The organism is Erysipelothrix sp. strain 2 (EsS2-6-Brazil) (genome assembly GCF_016617625.1).
GTDB lineage: Bacteria > Bacillota_I > Bacilli_A > Erysipelotrichales > Erysipelotrichaceae > Erysipelothrix > Erysipelothrix piscisicarius.
Genome location: NZ_SBAR01000003.1, coordinates 101,945 through 119,353, shown reverse-complemented (window position 1 = coordinate 119,353; position 17,409 = coordinate 101,945). Strand labels below are relative to the sequence as shown.

The following is a 17,409-nucleotide window of genomic DNA, read 5'->3' as shown; positions in this document are numbered from 1 at the left end:
TCTTGCAATTTTTGAGAATGTCAGTATAATGAATATAGATAAATAAACTAACAAAAAAGAAAGAGAAGTGGAAAGATGGGACAAACAGTTACGAAACCGCGAATAGCTAAGAATCCAACAATTAAATTTGCATCAATCATTCTTGGTATTTTGATAGTATCCGTTTCATGCCTGATGTTATCTAAATCTGCAAAAGAATTAGTATCAACATTCCAATTGAATCAACAACTAAAAAGCGAGCGCTCGAATTTAAAAGTACTCGAAACAAGACAAGGTGAACTTGCTCTTGAGAAGGCAAAACTTCAAGATCCTACTTATGTTCAAAACTATGCTCGAGGCAAACATCTCTTGTCGAAGTCAGAAGAACAAGTATTCATCTTACCTAAAACAGAATAACAAACAATAAAGAGTAACATTTAATGTTACTCTTTTTTTAATGCTTATTATAATTTATTCATTGTTTCGATCATCTGCTTACGTTTAATCTCATAGCGAATAATCTCATGATTATTAACCAATAAGGGATCAAAATAAAATTGTTGGATTTGTCTATTCTCGTAGGTTGAGATGTTAACCGTTCTATTCTCTAAATCGTATGCAGAGGTATACTGTGTGTATTGTACCTGGTTTTTTTCATCGATAATCAATCCGTAAGGAATATCAAAGGTATTGAGGACGCGGAAAACTTTATCAAGTGCTTGGTCATCATTGGGTTGATTTGAGAGGTTATTCAAGACTGTTGCCCTTACAAATCGTGATTGTGGTGTATAGTCTCCGGGTAAGCCAAACAATCCATTCCCCGTACCAGAACTCAAACTTTCAAATTTACCAAACTTACGTGAAGGATAAATTTGATTGTTCATGGAGACATAGTTTTGAAGGTTTTGAACATGCCAAGGAAATTCAGGCTGATTGGTGAAGGTTCCAATCTCGTTGGGATAAATATCAAAGGAACCGGCGGAGGAAGGTTCAAGAACGATGCTAGCTCCTGTACGGTCTACAAAAACATAATGTTGAGGGATTACATTACCATGAATATTAGGTTCGTTGGATATTGCGACCTCTTTAATTGCTTTACGGTGTAAATCGACAATCGAATCACAATTTAGTAGAGCCCAAGTTACAAATTCCTCTCCTCTTAAGGCCTGTTTACCCATCAATTCAATTGCACTGGTGGGTGCATAATCTGAGTAATCATTTCCATAATAGAAACTCCCACCTACGAGTCCATGTTCATTCATACCATCCATAAATAAAAGATCCTGGTTCGAATCATGAAGACTAATGCCAGCTGCAGCATTTTTCGCTACAATGGGTGAAAGCATATGATTAATTGCTGTTCCACGAGGGACAAGCACGCCACAAACGGGCAAAAATGTATCAAATTCTTGAGTTCTACCCCAATAAGTATTATTTTGCTTTGAAATTACTTGTATTCCTGTACACATATAAGTACCGCCTTTCTCGTCTTTAATATATTACCATTTTATGTGAGCAATTAGTGAAGAAGCATAAAAAAAGCGAACCAATTGGACGGTTCGCTCATTATTTTTGTGATAGATAATGATTTACTTTGTAAGCAAGGGAAATAGTTTTTGCATCCGTAATATTATTTGCTTCGATATCAGTAATAATATCATGAAGATCACGAGTATAAACATTGAGCACTTCATTGTCGTCGAGGTCTTGGCCGACATAATCTAAATCCGATGCATAATAAAGATACAAGACTTCGTCAAGATATGCGGGTGATGGATGAATGTATCCAAGTGGAACAAGTGTTTTCGCTACAAATCCAATTTCTTCCCGCAATTCCCTTAGCGCAGCATCAAGTGGCAACTCACCTTTATCAATTTTTCCTGCAGGGAACTCTTGCATAATATGTTCAACACCATAACGATATTGATCAACACAGTAGAATGCTTGATCGTCATGGGTTGCGGCAATACAGACACCGCCATCATGTTTTAAAATCTCAGCTTCAAACATGCCAGTTTGTGTTTCAAATTCAACATTATATACATCTACAATTTTTCCTTGATACTTTAATATTTCATTTAGTTTTAAGCCATCTCTTACCATCTAATCTTCCTTCTTTATAATGTGTTTGATAAGAACTCCAAAAGCGACACAAAACATCAAGAGCGTGAGAATTGTGAGGACCGTCGTATTAAGAAAATAATTAATAACGATTAAGAGTACAACAATCCCTAAAACAATCATATAGACGTTGTCATTTGATGCTTTTTGAAATCCTTTTTTAATTTGTTGGATCATAATTTTTTCCTCTAAAGTTTTCTTCTTCTCTTACATAATAATCCAAAATGATAAAACACACAACTTTTAGAATAGACCACGCTATACCATGCTATAATATTCAAAGAAGAGGTGGCAACATGACATTATTTGTATCATTTGAAGGTCCTGAGGGAAGTGGTAAAACAACAATTACCAAGATCGTTTCGGAGTATTTTGAGAAAAAAAATCAACCCGTCCTTTGTACTCGAGAACCTGGAGGAATTCGTATTTCTGAGAAAATTAGAGAACTGATTCTTGATCCGGATCATAAAGAAATGGATGATCGTACCGAAGCTTTGCTCTATGCTGCAAGTCGCCGACAACATTTAATTGAGAAAATTCAACCTGCACTAAACCGAGGTGAATTGGTAATATGTGATCGATTTATTGATAGCTCACTCGCTTATCAAGGTTATGCTCGAGGTATTGGTATTGATGATGTATGGGATATAAACATGTTCGCTATTGATGGTTTTCTGCCCGATTTAACAATCTTTTTGGATGTCAAACCACAAGAAGGACTAAATCGAATTGGTGTTCGTGGATATAAAGATCGTTTAGAGCTCGAAGGCGATGTCTTTCATGAGAAAGTATATGAAGGGTATCAAGAAGTGATTCGTCGTTTCCCAAACCGTATTAAGATTGTGGATGCGCATCAATCGATTGATGATGTTGCTTTCGATGTTATTAAGATTATTGAGAAACATTTGAATCATGAATAATGTTTCAAGTCAGGTTAAAGCGCTAAATCTCTTTCATCGTCAACAATCAAAAAATCGTGTTTCCCATGCCTATTTAATCGTTGGAGATTATGGAACGCTTGATTTTTCTAAATACATGGCAATGAGTATGATGTGTTGCGAACAAGACATTGGTGCCTGTGGTTCTTGTCTTACATGCCAACGAATAAACAATGAAAACCATGCGGATTTTAGAATACTTAGTGGTAAAGAACAAAGTATTAAGAAATCAGAGATCATTGATCTCAAGGAATATTTCAGTCAATCATCAATAGAAACATCAGGGCACCAAGTCTACATTATTGAAGATGTGGATAATGCGACCGTAGAGGCGATGAACAGTCTTTTGAAATTCTTAGAAGAGCCAGAAGGTGATATCGTTGCAATCTTAACAACACGCAATGAAAATCGTGTTCTTGAGACCATACGATCCAGATGTCTCACAATCCATTTGGAATCGATGAATCATCAAATGTTATTTGATGTGGCATGTGAACAAGGGATTGATCCAATTGATGCTTATTTATTATCGAGGATGAATCAAAATAGTGAAGAACTAAATCATCAGATTAATGATGACGTCTATAGAGAAGCCAGTTCAATTTTCTTTGATGTACTTGACTCTTTAAATCAACGAGACTATTTGTCGGCGATCTTAACCTTACAAGTTGAGGGGATTAAGAAAAAAAGATTGGATCGGGAACGATTGGTATTACTCTTTGAATTATTCGAATTATCGTTCTCAATACAAGGTCAACACGAACAAACAATCCAAGTTCGAACAAATCACATTACAAATGAAGATCGTATTCATTTGCTTCAAATTGTTTTAAGCTTAAAAGATCGGATTCGACCGGGCATCAATATTAACCTTATCATTGATCAATTTGCTTATGAATTAACGAAATACTATCAGAACCTTTAATTTCGATTAAAGGTTTATCTATTTTAGGAGAATGTTATGATAAAACAACAAAGTTTTAAAAACGAAAAACCAACACTATTCCTGGTTGCAACACCAATAGGAAATTTGAATGAGATGACACCCAGAGCGATTGAGACATTGAAAAATGTTGATGTTATTGCGGCAGAGGATACACGCAATGCACGCAAGCTCTGTTCACACTTTGATATCAACACAAAAATGATCAGCCATCATATGCATAATGAACAAGAATCAACTAAAGGGATTCTTGATTTATTGGAATCAGGCTTAAGTGTTGGTTTAGTCAGTGATGCAGGATATCCATTAATCTCTGATCCAGGCCAAACATTAGTTCGCGATGTCATTGCCGCGGGCTTTAATGTTGTCCCAATATCAGGAAGTAGTGCCTTTCTTAATGCACTGGTTGCATCGGGACTTATTGTTCAACCTTTCGCATTTATGGGCTTTATGGAGCATAAAGAAAGCCAACTTAAGAAACAATTAATCCAAAACAAGGATTTACCAATGACGACAATCTATTATTTATCAGTTCATAAATTAGAAAAGACACTCGAAATCGTGTATGATGTGTTAGGTAATCGAAAGATTTGTCTTGTGCGTGAGATTACAAAAATGCACGAGGAGTTTATACGTGGTACGGTTACCGAGGTTATGGAGTCAGTTGAGACGATAAAAGGTGAGTTTGTAATTGTTATTGAGGCGAACACTGATGTATCAGAAGTAAGCTTTGATGATTTAATCATTCGCATTAAGGAACAGATTAATGCAGGAAATTCTGTTTCACGTTCAATTTCTTCTGTGGCCAAAGAGAATGGTGTTTCAAAAAACGAGCTCTATTCTTACTATCACGAGAATAAATAGGAGGCCGTAATGAAAATATTTGATTACGAAGATATTCAATTAATTCCAAATAAATGTATTGTGAAAAGTCGCTCTGAATGCGATACAAGCGTTAAATTGGGAAATCGAACCTTTGAAATGCCTGTTGTTCCTGCAAACATGCAAACAATAATCGATGAACCGCTCGCTATTTGGTTAGCAGAACATAATTATTTTTATGTTATGCATCGTTTTAACGAGGAACGTCGTTATGGCTTTATTCAAGATATGAATCAACGCGGTCTATATGCATCCATTAGTGTTGGTGTAAAAGATGACGAGTATGATTTTGTACGTCGATTGGCAGCAGATAATGTCATTCCTGACTATATTACAATCGACATTGCGCATGGTCATTCTGAGCAAGTTATTCGAATGATTAAGCACATAAAAGAATTCTTACCAAACACATTTGTGATTGCAGGAAATGTTGGAACCCCAGAAGCGGTTCGTGAACTTGAGAATGCAGGAGCAGATGCTACGAAAGTGGGTATTGGCCCGGGTAAGGTATGTATTACGAAATTAAAAACTGGGTTTGGAACAGGTGGATGGCAATTATCCGCATTATCATGGTGTGCTAAGGCCGCTCGCAAACCTTTGATTGCAGATGGAGGAATCCGAGATCATGGCGATATCGCTAAGTCAATTCGATTTGGTGCTACGATGTGTATGGTTGGATCATTATTTGCAGGACATGAAGAATCACCTGGAGAAACAATTGAAGTTGATGGCGTTCCATTCAAAGAATATTTTGGAAGTGCATCACAATTTCAAAAAGGTGAACATAAAAATGTTGAAGGAAAGCGCATTTTAATTGAACATAAAGGAAAAATCGAGGATACGCTACGCGAAATGCAACAAGATCTTCAATCATCCATTTCTTATGCTGGAGGTCGCGATCTTGAAGCGATTCGTAAGGTTGATTACGTGATTGTTAAGAACAGTATTTTTAATGGGGACCGTTAGATTAAAGCAAATATTCTTGTAAAAGCATATTTTATGCTATAATTAAGATGGTGATGATAATGAGTATCAAGCTTACTAAACAAAGACAAGAGATTTTAGATTTAATTCAAGCATCTGAAGGTCATATGACGGCAGATCAAATTCATACAAAACTTAAAGAAGGTGATGTATCAATTGGAATTGCGACGGTCTATCGAAATTTAAATGTGCTCTATAATGAAAAATTAATAAACCGTGTAAGACATCCAGAACTTGGATTTATCTACGATAAAAATCTACACGATCATTATCATTTTAGATGCAGAGAATGCAATCGCATTGAAGATGTGGAATTAGATTACCGAAAAGAATTACATCAACTCGTCGAAGAAGAATTAGGATGCCTCGTGTTAGATCACGACATTACATTCGAGGGGATTTGTAAGGACTGTTTGGCAAAATCAAATCAAAAACATAAGTAAGAACAAAAAAAGGAGCCTTTGCTCCTTTTTTTTACCTTCATCGAAAGATGATGGCTTTCTATTTGTAACCCAGTGCTACTTTACCTACTGCTTCATTTACTTTTTCATAACTATATAAATCTAATTGAGAAAAACATTCAACAAGTTGATCAACTGTAACAGATTGAAGATGTTCAACGATTGCTGTTGCGGTTAAAGCTTCAAGTTCTTCTTCTAAACCTAATAAGTACGTTGGAGTTGTTTCTAAAGCCTCGGCGATATCATAAATTTTTGACTGGGGAAGATCGATCACACCTGCTTCAATTTTGGCAATTGTAGAACGTGATGTATACCCTACAGCAACAGCAAGTTCCTGTTGAGAAATACGTAGTTCTTTTCGACGTGCCTTCAGTCTTTGACCTAATATATTCGACATAATTACTCCTTCACCTCAATGAATATAGCATTTATATCTCTAATTTGCAATATCTATTCAGAGAGTGTGAAATTTCCATATAAAATCTGTCCTTTCTTGAATTTATATGGTGAATAATACGCCCTTTTGGATAAATTATTACCAAGATGGTAAAAAAAGTGGACATTTTATGACAAAAATAATTGACTAAATATGTGAAAACAAATATTATCAACGTTGTGATTAAAAATCACTTTTAAATGATACTTGTAAGGAGGAAAAAAATGAGAACGAGAATCATTAAAAGCGGATTAACAACCGTGTTAATCACAATGGTATTATTATCAGTAAGTACATCTTTTGTATCTGCGGAAGGACATCCTTCTACAAGTGTTAAAACAATAACAAATTCAGTACAAATAGATGATATGCAAGAAGGTTCGGTTCGCGTATTTAAAACAGCGAAACCAATTCCCAACACGATTAATCGTTGGGAAATATCGATTGATGTATATGGACGCGTAAAGCGGGAACCATCAGACATTGTTTTGGTACTTGATACATCCGGAAGTATGGATCCACAAAAAAATCCACAAGGAATTGATCGGATATCAAAGGCTAAACGTGAAGCGATTCGTTTTGTGAATGAAATTTTTGAAAGAGATGACACCGCTCGAATTGCCCTTGTATCCTATGGAACACGGGTAAAAACAAATTCATTTCATACCAAAAATGATGCAACGCATTTAATTGATGAAATTAATAATCTTAAAGCCGAAGGAGGGACCTTTACGCAAGGGGCACTTCATGAAGCGAAAACATTATTAAATCAGAGTACGGCGCCAAATAAAACAATAATCTTGTTATCAGATGGGCAACCCACTTATCGATATCCACTCAAGGCAAAAGTAAATCAAGAATTACTTGGTTTTGAGGGAAATGTTATGGTTCAAAAACGCTATAATGGACAACAACGTCCTTTTGATACGGGAATTCCAAGTTCGGGGAACTATGCGATTCCCGGATATCGATTTAAATCATTACCGAATACCGATCATTTTGATTATAGCGCTCCGGTTTACGGAACGGGTAATGAGTATTATTTGGATCAACTTGGCGATGTACTATCACATGAAAATAAGAATTATTTTGTCTATATGTCTTCAGCAGACGCATCCATTGTCGAATCCAATCAAATTCATCAAGAACAAATCCATTTATACTCAATTGGATTTGATACCGATGATAAGGGAACCGAAATATTGAAGCGTATCAGTAAAGGAAATTATTATGATGCTACATCAAGCCGTGATAATCTGGATGATATCTTTAAGGAAATTTCAAACAATATTTTTTCTGCGGCGAAGGATATTCATATTGATGACCCAATGAGCGATGCTTTTGATGTTGATATGTCACGTTTGGATGATGCACTCTTACCAATGTATGATTCAAACCAAAAACGTTTTAATGTTCGAAGTCTAGGACTGTATGATTACGATAGTGATATCCAACACTTTGGCTATCACTATGAAGTCAAAACAAATCCATTGGCAAATATAAATGAGCACAACTTCTTTGAACTAAACAAAACAACAACCATTACGTATACAGACATCAATAATCAAACCGTTAAAAAAGAGATTACAGTTCCACAAGCTAAGCCAACACCCGTTCGCCTTAAAACAGAAGTCTATAAAGCGGATAAATCACGCAATTTAAAAACAGATTATCAAGCGAATGTCGTCTTTAAATCGGAACATGATGAACAGAAACTTCATCATGTTAGTGCAATGAATGAAAGCACGACGTCATGGTCCTTTACAGATTATGGAGCGTATGATGTTCGGATTGAGGCACTCAATGTGAAAGACGAAGCACATAATCTTAAGGATTATGATGTTGTCTACGAATATTATGAGTATGTAAATGGTGAGCGTAAACCTGTATCGCGTTTAAACATTCAGAATCAACCGGAATCGTATGAGGTTGTGGTTAAACTTTATCAGAAACAATTAGGAACTATCACAATTGATAAGACCGTTAAACAGGGATCAAAAACAATATATCCTGATGATATTTTTATTTTTGAAGTCTTTAATCAAGACTACAAAATTGATGAAATTCGGTTAAAAGCGGGCGAGCATAAAACACTCACCGATTTACCGCTGGGCTCCTATCGTGTTGAAGAAAAAACACTAGAAGGATTTAGTCCAAGAACCCCACAACAATCCCTTGAAATAACGTATCAAGGTCGTGATCATACCCTTCATTTCACAAACGATGTTGAGAATAAAACATCTTATGAGGTCGAAAAGATTTGGGTTGGTGGGACGACTCGACATACGGATGTTCTGATTGATTTAAAACAAAATGGAACACCCCTTAACATACCTAAAGTCCTTGAGAAAGGGAATACAAAGATTGAGTTTACAGATCTCCCACGATTTGATGAGGCAGGTAATGAATATGTGTATGAGCCCTATGAACCGAATGTTCCAGATCATTTTGAATCATCCGTAGAGGGAAATAAGATTACAAATACTTACATAACTCCAAAACGAAGTTATACGGCATCAAAAATTTGGGACGGCGGTCCTACCGTTAAACCGACCATCACACTCCAACTTTACCAAAATGATCAACCTTATGATCGTATTGATTTAGAATCAGGAGAAACATCGTATACATGGAATGATCTACCTGAGACAGACGACTCAGGCAATACGTTTAAATACCATATCGATGAAATCAATGTTCCGGAGAATTATAAAATGAACCTTGATGGATCTACCATTACCAATACCTATGTAAGTCCTACGCGAGATATCATCGTTACAAAAGAATGGATTGGTGGACCGGATATTAAACCAACTATCGAAGTAGCACTGCTTGCGGATGGTCATGAAGTAGCGCGACAAAAAATTGAAACAGGAACGACCAGTATTACATTTAAAGAACAGCCTATTAATGATCGTAATGGATTACCGATAACATACAGAGCAATTGAAACGCAAGGGGCACACGATTACGTAAACATTCCATCCGAGGACCCGCTTGTTATTAAAAATGAATACCGCCAACCGCGTATTACCGATCCCATCATTGCAACTAAAATATGGGATGGCGGTCCTCTCGAAAAACCAGAGATTGAAATGATTCTTTATCGTCAAAGTGTGACAAATCCTGAACGTGTAGATTCAAAACGCTTAACAAATGGACAAACAAAAGCCATATTTACTGATTTAGAAAAAACAGATAAAAATGGAAATCTTTATACATACTGGGTTGAAGAAGGCGATCAAGAGGGTCTGCTTCAAGAACACCACTATACCGCTGAGCGCATCGATGCCTTCACGATCGTGAATCACTATCATTCCCCTAAAACAACATTCACCATGACAAAAATATGGGATGGTGGTCCAGAAATTAAACCTGAAATTGAAGTTCAGCTTCTAAAAAACGGTGAAACTGTAGGCAATCCAATCATTCTTCATCACGGCGAAACAACCTATACGTGGACCGATCTTGATGAATTTGACAAAGACGGAAATATAATTAACTATCGTGTTCATGAAATCAACGAACCTGAAGGATATATCCAAGCACTTGATGAAACAGGCGCCATCATAACAAATCACTTTCAACCTGAAGTTCGAACCATTAACGCTTACTTATATTGGGAACATGGACCGGATGAAAAGCCAACGGTTATTTTTGATCTCTATCAAGTTGTCGATGGTGTAGAAACACGTATTGATGAATCTAAAACCTTGGTAACTGGCATGTCACATGTATCATGGGATGTACCTGTGCAAACACATGAAGGAAAAAACATCGAGTATTTTGTAAAGCAAAGAAACCTTCCTGAAGATTACACAATGCGGTATGGTGTCGATCGCTTAACAGTAATTAACACATATCATCCCCCTGTTCAGGAAATTACGTTAAATAAGCAATGGGTGGGGGGCGAAAAGACCCAGGCAGAAGCAACCTTTACGTTGTATCAAAACGAAAAGGTCTATGATGTGGTAAAGCTTTCATACAACGATACAAATTATAAATGGCTTGTAGACGCAAAGGATCTTAAAGGAAATGCGTTTACGTATCACCTTGAAGAAACTTCCGTACCTGATGCCTTTGTATCGGAACGTATTGATGCATGGACCTTCCGTAATACCTACACATCACCTAAACGTGATGTAACCGTGACAAAGCATTGGATCAATGCGCCTGAAACGGTACCAACGATTCATCTTCAACTCTTAAGAAACAATGAACCAATGGGTGACCCAATTACTTTAGAGAGTGGTCAAAGCACCTATACATGGAAACATTTAGATGAGACCGATGAACAAGGCAATGCATATGACTATCGTGTTTATGAAATTGATCCCCCTAAAGGTTACCAAGTTTCCTATAGTGAAGATGGACTGGAAATATTTAATAAATGTCAAGAAGATGTGTCTAACATTCGGAACGAAAATCCCTCAAAGAATACACCGAATAAAGAACCAATCCTACCAGATGAAAAACCGAATCATCATACTGTGAATCATGAGGTTCTCCCCCAAACAGGCGTTGGAAATCAAGTTCGATTGATTCCGGGAACGGTACTGTTTGGTTTGGGTGTTATTTTATTATTGAAAAAGAAACATTAGTTTTATATTTAAAAACCTCGTATTGTGAAAAGTACGAGGTTTTGTCTTATTGTAGAGCTTACATAAATAGGCTATAATTAAGGGGAAATTCTAGCGGAGGCAATCAAATGAAAAACAATAAAAATTACTATATAACAACCGCTATTGCTTATACATCAGCAAAACCTCATATTGGTAACATTTATGAGATTGTGCTAGCAGATAGTATTGCACGATTTAAACGTGCTCAAGGTTATAATGTTCGTTTCCAAACAGGAACGGATGAACACGGTCAAAAAATAGAAGATAATGCGAAAGCACATAATATGTTACCGAAAGCATATGTCGATAATATTTCGAGTGTGATTCGTGGTTTATTTGATCTGATGAATGTTCAATATGATTATTTTATTCGAACAACAGACGACTATCATAAAACACAAGTTCAAAAGGTTTTTAAGAAACTCTTTGATCAAGGGGATTTATATAAAGGAAATTATGAAGGATGGTACTGTAAGTCATGCGAATCCTTTTATTCAGATTCACAGGTAGAAGATGAAACATGTCCAGAGTGTGGTGCGAAGGTTGTACGCCAACAAGAATCTTGCTACTTCTTTAAAATGAGTAACTATCAAGATCGCCTTGTACAATACATCAAGGATAATCCATCATTTATTCAACCTGAATCACGAAAAAATGAAATGCTTCAAAACTTCCTTAAAGAAGATCTCTATGATCTTGCGGTTTCACGAACAAGTTTCAAATGGGGAATTCCTGTAGATTTTGATCCTGAACATGTTGTGTATGTTTGGATTGATGCACTGATTAACTATATCACGGGTTTAGGATATGATGTTGATGGGAATAATGGGCCACTTTTTGATGAGTTCTGGCCAGCTGACGTGCATTTAATTGGTAAGGATATTTTACGTTTCCATACAATTTATTGGCCAATTCTATTAATGGCCCTTGATATTGAGTTACCAAAACAAATCTTCGGACACCCATGGTTACTTACTGGCGACAGCAAGATGAGTAAATCAAAAGGGAATGCACTTTATGTTGATGATCTAACATCCGTCTTAGGTGTTGATCCAGTTCGATACATTATGCTTCATGAAATGCCTTTTGAACGTGATGGTCACCTCACATATGAATTGATGATTGAACGTATTAATACAGACCTTGCGAATATTATTGGGAATCTGGTTAACCGTACCATTTCAATGACCAATAAATACTTTGACGGCGTATTGACTGTTAATCATGTGCATGAAGCAATCGATGATGAATTGATTGATGCATGTAAAAATCTTATTCCAAATGTTGAAGCGAAGATGGATACGCTTCATGTAGCGGATGCAATTTCTGAGATTGTTTCCTTATTTAGAAAAGGGAATAAGTATATTGATGATACACAACCTTGGGTTCTTGCGAAAGATGAAACGAAACAAGATCGCCTTCAAACAGTACTTTATAATCTAACGGAATTGATTCGTATTGGTGGTATCGCCCTTGAATCATTTATCCCAGAAACATCCCAACGCATTCTTGCACAATTACAAACAGAACATACAACGTTTGAAAGTGCGAAGGTGTTTGGACTCTTTGAACTTAATAAACCTGTTGTTTCAAAAACAGACATCATCTTTAATCGTTTAGATGTGAAAGAAACACTTGAGTTATTAGAAAAGGAGGTAGAACCTGTGGTAGAAACAAACGTTGTTGAAGAAGAAACAAAAGAAATAACATTTGATCAATTTCAAGATGTAGAACTTCGTACGGGGACAATCGTAAAAGTCGAAAAACATCCTAAAGCAGATAAACTCTATGTCTTACAAGTTGATTTAGGAAGCAAAGAAGTAACTGTAGTAAGCAGCCTTGTAGATTTCTTTACGGAAGAAGAACTCCTCAATCATAAAGTTGTTCTCGTTGCAAACCTCAAACCCGTTAAACTACGCGGTATAATGTCAAATGGTATGATTCTTACAGCTGAAGAAGGCGACAAAGTAAGACTTGTAACCGGTGGTGATGTCGCAAACGGAACGCTATTGCGTTAAGATAGGTATTGTATAGAAAAGAGGGTGCTTTATGAAAATTGTATTAGTAAGACATGGTTATACGACTTCTAATGAAGAAGGAACGTATTCAGGTTGGTCTGATGTTCACTTATCGAAACAAGGAATTGAAGACCTAAAACAATATAAATTGGAGTACGCGTATCCACAAACAGAGCGTTATTATACATCTGATTTAACACGTACGATTGATACGTTTGAAATTCTTTACGGTAAAGAGACACCAATCTATGAATCAAGTAAAGAATTACGCGAGATCTATTTTGGTGATTATGAAGATGTACATGGGGATGACGTATCCGAAAATTATTTTGATGGATTCCTTATTAATAAACGCATTGCTCATGGAGAGACGTTAACTGAATTTAGCTACCGAATCATCTCTAAGTTGGAATGCATTCTAAAAGATATGAAAGCAAACAGTGTGGAATCTTCAACAATTGTTTGTCATTCAGGTGTTATTAAAACACTGTTAATTTTCTTAGAAAACAGACCATTCCTAGACTTTAGAGCAATTCATGCACCCAATGGACTGGGATACATACTTGATGTTGATTTCGATGATTCGTTAAATCGCATTATCTTAAAGAGTGTAGAAGCATTACCAAAAAAATAAGAAAGACACGTATCGATACGTGTCTTTTTTTATGTAGAACTCTATGAATCTTTTTTAACAGAGAGGTAGTATTCAAAATAAATATTAAGATCTGTAACTTCAACATTAACTCGATAAATATCATGAGGTCGATCCGAAATTACAAATGAAGATACTTTGTCTTTAAGTAACTCTAATTCGCTTGAAGAAACAAAATCCGAATCATGATTACTTACACTGTCACTGACATAGATTGATGAAGATGCACTGATTCCTTTCGCGAATACAGAATCCTCATTCTCGGCACGATAAATCATCCCTTCAGTATTGATGTTATCGATTGGTTTTAAGTTGTTTTTGATGTACTCTGTTGTTTTAGGATGACGATTATCGATGTTTAACAGGTAATCGTTCATATAGTCACGATCTTTTAGTTTATAGGCAAGGACAAAGTTTAATGTATCGCCATTGGGTTGTAGTTCAGCATTTTGAAGGTCATCTTTATATGTTTCGATGAGTTCGCTTCGTGAACCTGTAAATCGATATCCCTTGGTTAGGGTATTATTGAAGATATAAATTTGATTGATTTGCTTTTCTTCATTGAAGAGGATGTTTGTATCTTTTAAAGTATCAGGATTTACAACTGCAGGATAGAGTGGTTTTAATAACTCATCCTTTACATTAAAACGGCGCTTAATTTTACTTCCGCTTTTGAGTTTGTACTCGATGTATATGGGCGTATATTCTGAAGTATACTCAAGATTTGAACTTACTAAGCCTTCATTTTCTTTCAATTGGCTAACGATTGAGTAATGGAATGTATTTGTAAGTTGGAGTAATTCGGGTTGTTCACGGGTAATATGAAGATTTTTTTGAAAAAGATAGTTTCCAGCATTTATGAGGAAGTCTTCATCTTCGATTCCCGAAAATTCCCCTTGAGAAGTTATCGTAACCGACTCAATTTTATCAATCTTCGGAATATAATATGTATAACCCAGCCCGTTGGTTACATATAAGATTGTACAGAATATCATTAATACCACCGCAAAGATTGTATAGTTCTTCAGGATTTCTGTCATGTTTTTTAGAGAACGATTTTTGATAATGTTTAAAAGCGTAAAAAGTAATAAAGCGATTAAAATGGGCATCACAACCGATCCTACAGTAAGGGTTCGCGTTCCCATGGCAAAGATTGGAAGTAAAAATATCAAAACAATGCCTGTGAAGAGATAGATGATTAAAGGGAAAAACCAATTATTAATAAATGGCGTCTCACTTTTTTCAGATTTACGTGCATCATGAATCACAAGCGACACAGACAGCAGTATAAGTCCAAGAATTAACCAATATGATGCGTAAAGACCCATATCATAAGGTGAATTCGTAGTTCTTAGTCCAAATAGTACGGAAATCGGCGGTGATAGAAAGGCCAATGAATCCATGCGCATCGAGGTATATCCAATTACAAAAGTGGATGCAAACAATTCTAAAGCACCAAAAGCTAAAAATGGCGCAATAAAGATAATCACGGTATAGATTAATGCATCTGAGAGTGTACCCGTGTTCATCAAAACAAACATAACCGGTGTTGTGGTTGCAAAGAAAATTGCGAGTAATTGGAAGTAAGTCTCAATATGATACCATTTTAAAGAAATATTAAATAAGAGATTATTAAGGGCATAGCCTGAAAAATAGGCGATGGTGAACGGTATAAAGATAATAAGAAGGGATGCAACATAGTTTGTAAGAAATAAATCACTCCGTTTTATCGGTAGTGAGTGAAATACATCGACAGATTTCTTACTACTCAAGTAATTGAAGAGAATCATTGGGGTAACGATGGATAAAAATATTGTGATGATGATTGGTACATACACAGAAGCATTTGAGTAATTCTCAAAATTCTGCTGATCTCGAGTTTGGATCCAACGGATTAAAGTGGGTATTGGAAACGAAGTCATTAGAAGTATTGTATAGAATAACAGTAAACCTTTATATTTTTTAAAGTTAAACTTTAAATAATCAAAATTGATTCGTGAATTAATCAATGTTTTCATGATTCTTGTTCTCCATTTCATAAATAAATATCTCTTCAAGGGTCACGTCATTATGTTCGACGAGTAAGGGATTCATTGAATTGAGTTCTTTTTCAATTGTTTCACGGTTTCCCTTGATAATAATTGAGAAAATACGTGCTGAACCTGTTATATTTAAAGGATTCATAAAATCAAAGTCCGAACGTTTCATTTCAGATTCAAAAGCTATTTGATAGCGATGATAAATTGATCCAAAATCATTGGTTGATTGATTCATCATGATATTGTTTTCATCGATAATCGCAACTGTATCGCAAATATCTTCAAGTTCTCTTAAGTTATGGGATGAAATAATAACGGTAGCGTTATGATCGATGATCATTTCCCCAAGAAACTGCTTAATTCGAAACCGCATGATCGGATCAAGACCATCGAAAGCTTCATCAAGAAGTAATATTTTTGGTTTTGATGCCAAAGCAAGTAAAAGGGAAACTTGTCGTTTCATTCCTTTTGATAGTGCATTGATTTTTCGATTTTCATCCAAACCAAACAACTCAAGAAGATCTTGGTAGTAATGGTCATCAAACGATTTATAGAATACTTTGTAAAACTGTTGCATGTCTTTAATCGTAGATTGACTAAAGAAGAAAGGATCATCCCCAACAAAGAATACGTCTTTTTTGGTTTCGGGGTTATCGTAGACGCGTTGATCATTAATTAAAACAACACCAGCATCGGCATGAAGGACCCCACTGATAAGGCGTAATAGTGTCGACTTTCCGGAACCGTTTTTACCAACAAGGCCAATAATTGAACCTTCTTCAAACGTAATATTAATATCTTCGAGAACAATTTTGTTATCAAATTTTTTATTTACATTAGTGAATCGTATCATTATGTGACTCCTTTAATAGATTGAATATCGTTTCTTGTGTTTCTCCGAGTTCAAGTAATTTGTGATAGATCAGGGTGAGTTCTTGATAGGCATCACTAACGAGATTACTGACACCTTTTTCATGCTCGCTTACAAAAGATCCCTTACCAGGAATTGAGTAAATAAGTCCATTCATTTCACATTCGTGATATGCCTTTGAAACGGTATTGGGATTGACACCGAGATCTTTGGCGAGGGAACGTACGGTTGGAAGTTGTTCATGTGGTTGGAGTATCCCCATTGCGATAAACTTTCCAACTTGTTGAATAATCTGCTCAAATATTGGTGTTGCGTTTCGTGTGTTAATTGTAAACATAGATACCTCCTATCTGTACCACTTACATTAATACAGTATTACATCATGACGTATGTGTCAAGTTTGAATAAATAAGTGAACTTAAATCATTATCAACTCGAATGTTGTATAATTGTGATAAAATAC

General features: G+C 35.8%; 16 protein-coding genes. 9 read left to right on the top strand and 7 right to left on the bottom strand.

Annotation, left to right across the window (positions count from 1 at the left end; translation table 11 throughout):
- Positions 1-75: 75 nt before the first annotated feature.
- Complete coding sequence (locus EPJ89_RS03325; RefSeq protein WP_125163887.1) at positions 76-396, top strand: FtsB family cell division protein; 321 nt, start codon at positions 76-78, stop codon at positions 394-396.
- Between the two features lie 47 nt (positions 397-443).
- Here the strand turns inward: EPJ89_RS03325 and EPJ89_RS03320 are convergent, their stop codons facing one another.
- From EPJ89_RS03320 to EPJ89_RS03310, 3 genes are all read right to left on the bottom strand, one after another.
- Positions 444-1,448, bottom strand: a complete 1,005-nt coding sequence (locus EPJ89_RS03320) for a linear amide C-N hydrolase (RefSeq protein ID WP_200548977.1) — start codon at positions 1,446-1,448, stop codon at positions 444-446.
- 97 nt (positions 1,449-1,545) lie between these two features.
- On the bottom strand, positions 1,546-2,082 hold the full coding sequence (locus EPJ89_RS03315) for an NUDIX hydrolase (protein WP_161636882.1): 537 nt from the start codon (positions 2,080-2,082) through the stop codon (positions 1,546-1,548).
- A complete protein-coding gene (locus EPJ89_RS03310) occupies positions 2,083-2,277 on the bottom strand; it encodes a hypothetical protein (protein WP_125163893.1) in 195 nt (64 codons plus the stop codon).
- Between the two features lie 119 nt (positions 2,278-2,396).
- Between EPJ89_RS03310 and tmk the strand changes: the two genes are divergently transcribed.
- Genes tmk through EPJ89_RS03285 form a run of 5 tightly spaced genes read left to right on the top strand, consistent with a single transcriptional unit; the run spans position 2,397 to position 6,290 of the window.
- The gene (tmk, locus tag EPJ89_RS03305; RefSeq protein ID WP_161636881.1) at positions 2,397-3,020 is read left to right on the top strand and encodes a dTMP kinase; all 624 of its coding nucleotides are present in this window, start codon (positions 2,397-2,399) and stop codon (positions 3,018-3,020) included.
- Complete coding sequence (locus tag EPJ89_RS03300; RefSeq protein WP_200548976.1) at positions 3,013-3,963, top strand: DNA polymerase III subunit; 951 nt, start codon at positions 3,013-3,015, stop codon at positions 3,961-3,963. Before tmk ends, EPJ89_RS03300 begins: the two co-directional genes overlap by 8 nt.
- A gap of 36 nt (positions 3,964-3,999) precedes the next feature.
- The gene (rsmI, locus tag EPJ89_RS03295; RefSeq protein WP_200548975.1) at positions 4,000-4,845 is read left to right on the top strand and encodes a 16S rRNA (cytidine(1402)-2'-O)-methyltransferase; all 846 of its coding nucleotides are present in this window, start codon (positions 4,000-4,002) and stop codon (positions 4,843-4,845) included.
- 9 nt (positions 4,846-4,854) lie between these two features.
- On the top strand, positions 4,855-5,829 hold the full coding sequence (gene guaC / locus EPJ89_RS03290; RefSeq protein ID WP_161636878.1) for a GMP reductase: 975 nt from the start codon (positions 4,855-4,857) through the stop codon (positions 5,827-5,829).
- Positions 5,830-5,888: 59 nt separating this feature from the next.
- Positions 5,889-6,290, top strand: coding sequence for a Fur family transcriptional regulator (locus EPJ89_RS03285; protein WP_161636877.1), 402 nt, complete (start codon positions 5,889-5,891; stop codon positions 6,288-6,290).
- Positions 6,291-6,348: 58 nt separating this feature from the next.
- On the opposite strand, the gene EPJ89_RS03280 is transcribed toward EPJ89_RS03285, so the two are convergent.
- Positions 6,349-6,705 carry a helix-turn-helix transcriptional regulator gene (locus EPJ89_RS03280; RefSeq protein WP_161636876.1) on the bottom strand — a complete coding sequence of 119 codons (357 nt, stop codon included), beginning with the start codon at positions 6,703-6,705 and terminating at the stop codon, positions 6,349-6,351.
- A 263-nt stretch (positions 6,706-6,968) separates the two neighbouring features.
- Here EPJ89_RS03280 and EPJ89_RS03275 point away from each other — a divergent pair, with 263 nt between their 5' ends.
- The 3 genes from EPJ89_RS03275 to EPJ89_RS03265 all read left to right on the top strand — a co-directional run bounded on the left by EPJ89_RS03275 (position 6,969) and on the right by EPJ89_RS03265 (position 14,018).
- On the top strand, positions 6,969-11,345 hold the full coding sequence (locus EPJ89_RS03275) for a Cna B-type domain-containing protein (protein ID WP_244660799.1): 4,377 nt from the start codon (positions 6,969-6,971) through the stop codon (positions 11,343-11,345).
- A gap of 107 nt (positions 11,346-11,452) precedes the next feature.
- Entirely contained in the window at positions 11,453-13,384 is a 1,932-nt protein-coding gene (gene metG, locus EPJ89_RS03270; RefSeq protein ID WP_200548973.1) for a methionine--tRNA ligase, read from the top strand.
- A gap of 31 nt (positions 13,385-13,415) precedes the next feature.
- Positions 13,416-14,018, top strand: coding sequence for a histidine phosphatase family protein (locus tag EPJ89_RS03265; protein ID WP_161636873.1), 603 nt, complete (start codon positions 13,416-13,418; stop codon positions 14,016-14,018).
- Positions 14,019-14,059: 41 nt separating this feature from the next.
- Here EPJ89_RS03265 and EPJ89_RS03260 read toward each other — a convergent pair whose 3' ends face one another.
- The 3 genes from EPJ89_RS03260 to EPJ89_RS03250 are packed head-to-tail and all read right to left on the bottom strand — an operon-like array spanning position 14,060 to position 17,283.
- Positions 14,060-16,054 (bottom strand): ABC transporter permease, encoded by a 1,995-nt coding sequence (locus tag EPJ89_RS03260; protein WP_200548972.1) that lies wholly within the window; start codon positions 16,052-16,054, stop codon positions 14,060-14,062.
- Positions 16,038-16,928, bottom strand: coding sequence for an ABC transporter ATP-binding protein (locus EPJ89_RS03255; protein ID WP_161636871.1), 891 nt, complete (start codon positions 16,926-16,928; stop codon positions 16,038-16,040). Before EPJ89_RS03255 ends, EPJ89_RS03260 begins: the two co-directional genes overlap by 17 nt.
- Positions 16,912-17,283 (bottom strand): GntR family transcriptional regulator, encoded by a 372-nt coding sequence (locus EPJ89_RS03250; RefSeq protein WP_125163903.1) that lies wholly within the window; start codon positions 17,281-17,283, stop codon positions 16,912-16,914. Before EPJ89_RS03250 ends, EPJ89_RS03255 begins: the two co-directional genes overlap by 17 nt.
- Between the last annotated feature and the right edge of the window lie 126 nt (positions 17,284-17,409).

Coding starts and splice junctions, on each gene's coding strand:
- EPJ89_RS03325 (WP_125163887.1), top strand. CDS start 76: ATGGGACAAACAGTTACGAAACCGCGAATAGCTAAGAATCCAACAATT.
- EPJ89_RS03320 (WP_200548977.1), bottom strand. CDS start 1,448: ATGTGTACAGGAATACAAGTAATTTCAAAGCAAAATAATACTTATTGG.
- EPJ89_RS03315 (WP_161636882.1), bottom strand. CDS start 2,082: ATGGTAAGAGATGGCTTAAAACTAAATGAAATATTAAAGTATCAAGGA.
- EPJ89_RS03310 (WP_125163893.1), bottom strand. CDS start 2,277: ATGATCCAACAAATTAAAAAAGGATTTCAAAAAGCATCAAATGACAAC.
- tmk (WP_161636881.1), top strand. CDS start 2,397: ATGACATTATTTGTATCATTTGAAGGTCCTGAGGGAAGTGGTAAAACA.
- EPJ89_RS03300 (WP_200548976.1), top strand. CDS start 3,013: ATGAATAATGTTTCAAGTCAGGTTAAAGCGCTAAATCTCTTTCATCGT.
- rsmI (WP_200548975.1), top strand. CDS start 4,000: ATGATAAAACAACAAAGTTTTAAAAACGAAAAACCAACACTATTCCTG.
- guaC (WP_161636878.1), top strand. CDS start 4,855: ATGAAAATATTTGATTACGAAGATATTCAATTAATTCCAAATAAATGT.
- EPJ89_RS03285 (WP_161636877.1), top strand. CDS start 5,889: ATGAGTATCAAGCTTACTAAACAAAGACAAGAGATTTTAGATTTAATT.
- EPJ89_RS03280 (WP_161636876.1), bottom strand. CDS start 6,705: ATGTCGAATATATTAGGTCAAAGACTGAAGGCACGTCGAAAAGAACTA.
- EPJ89_RS03275 (WP_244660799.1), top strand. CDS start 6,969: ATGAGAACGAGAATCATTAAAAGCGGATTAACAACCGTGTTAATCACA.
- metG (WP_200548973.1), top strand. CDS start 11,453: ATGAAAAACAATAAAAATTACTATATAACAACCGCTATTGCTTATACA.
- EPJ89_RS03265 (WP_161636873.1), top strand. CDS start 13,416: ATGAAAATTGTATTAGTAAGACATGGTTATACGACTTCTAATGAAGAA.
- EPJ89_RS03260 (WP_200548972.1), bottom strand. CDS start 16,054: ATGAAAACATTGATTAATTCACGAATCAATTTTGATTATTTAAAGTTT.
- EPJ89_RS03255 (WP_161636871.1), bottom strand. CDS start 16,928: ATGATACGATTCACTAATGTAAATAAAAAATTTGATAACAAAATTGTT.
- EPJ89_RS03250 (WP_125163903.1), bottom strand. CDS start 17,283: ATGTTTACAATTAACACACGAAACGCAACACCAATATTTGAGCAGATT.